Annotated in this window: 3 protein-coding genes; 1 reads left to right on the plus strand and 2 read right to left on the minus strand. The window is 66.1% G+C overall.

Going from position 1 to position 4312, the window contains the following annotated elements; translation table 11 throughout:
* Together AC628_RS40975 and AC628_RS40980 are read right to left on the minus strand one after the other, a co-directional pair.
* Positions 1 to 1349: SGNH/GDSL hydrolase family protein (locus tag AC628_RS40975; RefSeq protein ID WP_074132489.1), on the minus strand; the 1349-nt coding region annotated here is incomplete at its 3' end.
* 279 nt (positions 1350 to 1628) lie between these two features.
* Positions 1629 to 3011: a lytic murein transglycosylase gene (locus AC628_RS40980; protein WP_074132490.1), complete on the minus strand. Its 1383-nt coding sequence runs from the start codon at positions 3009 to 3011 to the stop codon at positions 1629 to 1631.
* Between the two features lie 224 nt (positions 3012 to 3235).
* Here AC628_RS40980 and galU point away from each other — a divergent pair, with 224 nt between their 5' ends.
* A complete protein-coding gene (gene galU / locus AC628_RS40985; RefSeq protein ID WP_074132491.1) occupies positions 3236 to 4111 on the plus strand; it encodes a UTP--glucose-1-phosphate uridylyltransferase GalU in 876 nt (291 codons plus the stop codon).
* Positions 4112 to 4312 lie beyond the last annotated feature (201 nt).

Consider the following 4312-nt stretch of genomic DNA (forward strand, 5'->3'; position numbering starts at 1 on the left):
CCCTTCACCAGCGTGCGTGCGGCGAGCGCATCGACCGCGGCAGGCCGCGATCCGGGGCCGCCGAGCAATTGATCGGTGCCGACCGTGGAGGCGACCAGCGGCAGCACCGGGCCCGCCAGCGGCCGCGGCGCCGGCTTGCCGGGCTCGGTGCTGGTCTCGGGCGTTGCCGGTTCGCTCGGCAGCGCGATCGGGCCACTGCGCACCGCGAGCAGACGCGTCACCTCGCGCTCGACATAATGCGCGAGCTTGCGCGCGCCGGCCTTGGTGAAGAACACGCCGTCATCGGAGCGCAGCTTGCGCGGCTGGCCTTCGAAGTCCGGGCCCTTCTGCATGAAGCGGCCGGCCTCGTCGACAAAGCCGTCCCAGACGTCGACATAGGTGATGCCGGCCTTGCCGGCGCCGTCGCGATAGAGCGCGTCGAGGAACAGCATGTCCGACGTGCCCTTCTGGCCGCGGATCGCCGGCAGGCCGACCCACAGCACCGGCACGCCCTTGCTCTTCAGCACGTTGATCAATTCCTCGATCTTCTTGCCGTAGAGCTCGACCCAGCGGTCGTCGCGGAATTCATAGAGGCCGTTGGGCGAGCGCGCGGTCTTTTCCGGCGCGGCCTGCGAGTCGCTCTCGGCGTCGTCGGCCGCTGGCTCGGTCTCGGCCGGCTTATTGTCCGCCTTGCTATCGGTCTTGCCATCGGTCTTGGCGGCGGCATCGGGCTTGTCGCCAGGTTTTGCATCCGGCTTGCCGCGCGCGTCCTTTTTCTCGTCCTTCTTGTCGACCTTCTTCTCCACCACCGGTTCGCGGATCGCGGTGCGGTCGTTGAGGCCGAGCATCACGACGATGGCGTCGGGATTCTCGGTGGCGAGAATGCCCTTGGCGGCCGCAGCCCAATCCGCCGGGTCGCCCTTGGGCTGGTATCGGATCAGGCCGGAGACCGTCTTGTGCTTGCGGATCACGCCCATGTCGGGCTGGTCGGAATAGGCATCCTCCAGGCCATAGGCGAGCCAGTCGGCCATCGCGTCGCCGATCACCAGCACATTGCGCTCGGCCGCAGCCTCGCGCTTGGCCGGCGGCGGTGCACGGGAGAAATCCTCGCGCGGCCGTTGCGGCTGCGATTGCGGTTGCTGCTGCTGGAACGGCGCGAAGAAATCGCCCCCGAACCAGCCGCCGCCACCGCCGTGCTGCGGTGGAGCGCGGCGCTGCGGCTGCGGTGGTCCGCCGCCGAAGCCCGGGAAACCGAAGAACTGCGCCGAGGCCGGCTGCGCGATGCCGATCAACAGCGCAAGCGCCACCGCCAGCGCGACCAGCGGCCCGGCTTCGGTGAATACGCGCAGGAAGGACTTCGGCTCTCGCATCGGGTTCGGTCGCAAATGATCTGGAAGTACGTGAGCATATTAGCGGAATCGGGCCGCAAGCGGGCAGCTTTTCCACCATAAATCGGGTGCCCCCGGCCACCGTCAAGGCGGGCGGCAAATATCGGATTTCACGGTTACTTTCGGGGGAGGGGGCCAAATTCCCTGTCATCGCTGAGCCGTAGCCCGGATGGAGCGAAGCGTAATCCGGGAACAGACCAACCGCACCGGTGAGAACCCCGGATTTCGCTGCGCTTCATCCGGGCTACCTGTGGCCGTCGGCTACCGCCCCCGCAGCCGCTCCAGCACCTCGGAGGTGGCAAAACCGTCGGCCGGGGCGCCGATCGAGACCTGGAAGCCGCGCAGCGCCTCGCGGGTCTGGCCGCCGAACTGGCCGTCAGGCGTGCCCTTGTAGAAACCGCGCTGGGCCAGCAACTGCTGCAGTTCCAGCCGTTCGGCGCGCGATAGCACCCGCTCCTGGCGCGGCCAGGGCTGCACGAAAGGCGTCCCGCCGCGCAGGCGATCGGCGAAATGGCCGATCGCGAGCGCATAGGCCTCGGCCGGGTTGTATTTCATGATCACCCTGAAGTTCTGCAGCATCAGGAAGCCCGGCCCCTCGGCGCCCGCCGGCGCCAGCAGATAGGCCTTGTCGGATGGCCGCGGGAACGGCTGGTCGCCCGGCCGCTTGACGCCGAGCTGCTCCCATTGCGACAGCGGCATCACCTTGGCGCGGTCGGCCAGCATGTAGTTCAGGCCTTGCGGCAGCACGACCTCGTAGCCCCAGCTCGCGCCGGTCTGCCAGCCGTCCTTCTTCAGATTGTTGGCGGTCGAGGCGATCAGATCGCTCGGATTGTCGACGACGTCGCGGCGGTCATCGCCATCGCCGTCGACAGCGTAGCGCTTGAACGCGGTCGGCATGAACTGGGTCGGGCCGAACGCACCGGCCCAGGAGCCGCGCATCTGCTCGGGCCTGAGATCGCCGCGGTTGAGGATTTCAAGCGCCGACAGGAATTCGTCCTTGAAATAGGCCTGCCTGCGGCCGATGCAGGCGAGCGTCGCGGTCGACTGCACCACGCTGCGATCGCCCATCTGGGTCGAGTAGTTCGACTCGATGCCCCAGATCGCCGCGATGATATAGCGATCGACGCCATAGGTCTTCTCGGTCGCGTCGAACTGCGGCTTGTATTTGGCAAGGATCTCGCGGCCCTTGGCGAGCCTGGTGTCGCTGACCAGGATGTCGAGATAATCCCAGATCGCCTTGGTGAACTCCGGCTGCGAATCCAACAGGTCCATGATGCGCAGATCGGGCTGCAGGCCGGCGGTGAAGCGCTCGAAATTCTGCTGCGTGATGTTGCGCCGTGCGGCATCTGGCCACATCGCGGCGACGCAATTCGGGAAGTCGGACGCGGCCTGGCGGATCGCGGCAGCGGTCATCAGCGGATGGCCGGAGGCGCCGTCTTCGCCACTCCAGGGCGGCGCGGCGCCGTCCTGTCCGGTCGCGGCCTGCGGCGGCGTCGCGGCGTTCGGTCCGGAAAAGATGCTGTCGATCAGGTTGGTCAGGCCGTTGCCCGCCGATTGAGCCTGCGTGCTGCCGGGCAGCAGCAGCGCCAGCGCGATCAGGCTCGCGCTGAAAAGCCTGGTCCGTGATGTTCCCATCGAGCGCATTTGTCGTGTGCCTGTCAAAAAACGTGCTGTTCCAGAAGGACCCGGGACGGTTTCCAATAACTTAACATGGGCGCGATTTCGTCGTGGCCCGCATTGGCTGACGGGAACGGCGGAATTAAGCCGCACCACACATCCGCCTTTGTTGGCGGCTGCAAAACGAGGTACCAAGGTGCGATTCATTTCGCGCCGTCGTCCCACCCATTTCAAGGGCTCCCGATAATCCCATGAAGATCCGCAAAGCCGTCTTTCCCGTCGCCGGTCTCGGTACCCGCGTGCTGCCTGCCACCAAGGCGATGCCGAAGGAGATGCTGACGATCGTCGACAAGCCCCTGATCCAGTACGTGGTCGACGAAGCGAGGGAAGCCGGCATCGAGCACTTCGTGTTCGTCACCGGCCGCAACAAGGGCGTCATCGAGGATCACTTCGACCGCATGTTCGAGCTCGACACCACGCTCGCGCAGCGCGGCAAGAAGACCGAGCAGGACATCCTGGCGCAGAACCAGCCCGAGGCCGGCGCGATGAGCTTCACCCGGCAGCAGGCGCCGCTCGGGCTCGGCCACGCGGTGTGGTGCGCGCGCGACATCGTCGGCAACGAGCCGTTTGCAGTGGTGCTGCCGGATGAGCTGGTGCTGAACACGCCGGGCTGCCTGAAGCAGATGATCGACGCCGCCAACAAGCTGGGCGAGAAGTCGAACGTGATCGCGGTCGAGGCGGTGCCCGACGAGCTCACCCATCAATACGGCATCTGCGGCGTCGGAAAGCGCACCGGCAACATCTTCGAGGTCGACGGCATGGTCGAGAAGCCGCCGAAGGGCACCGCGCCGTCGAACCTGTCGATCACCGGCCGCTACATCCTGCAGCCGGAGATCTTCAACATCCTGGCCACGCAGGAGCGCGGCGCCGGCGGCGAGATCCAGCTCACCGACGCAATGATCGGGCTCGCCAGGACGCAGAAGTTCTACGGCGTCGAGTTCGAGGGCGAGCGCCACGATTGCGGCTCCAAGCCCGGCTTCCTCCGCGCCAACATCGCCTTCGGTCTCAAGCGCCCCGAGCTGCGCGACGGCCTGATCGCCGAGATGAAGAAGTATTTGGAGAAGTAGGGGGCGGGCAGTTCATCCGCATGCGCATGCGCGGGTGATGGCACTGAATAAGCCTCGTGCGCGCGCCACATATTCTCTGTCGTCCCTGCGAAAGCAGGGACCCATATGTGGACGGCCCCCGTGTTACAAGAGCTTTCTGGAACGGTTCGGATCGCTGTCATCCATATGTCCGGCCTGTTTGATGCGATCGTGGCAATCGCT

This window comes from Bradyrhizobium sp. NAS96.2 (assembly GCF_001908235.1).
Classification (GTDB): Bacteria; Pseudomonadota; Alphaproteobacteria; order Rhizobiales; family Xanthobacteraceae; genus Bradyrhizobium.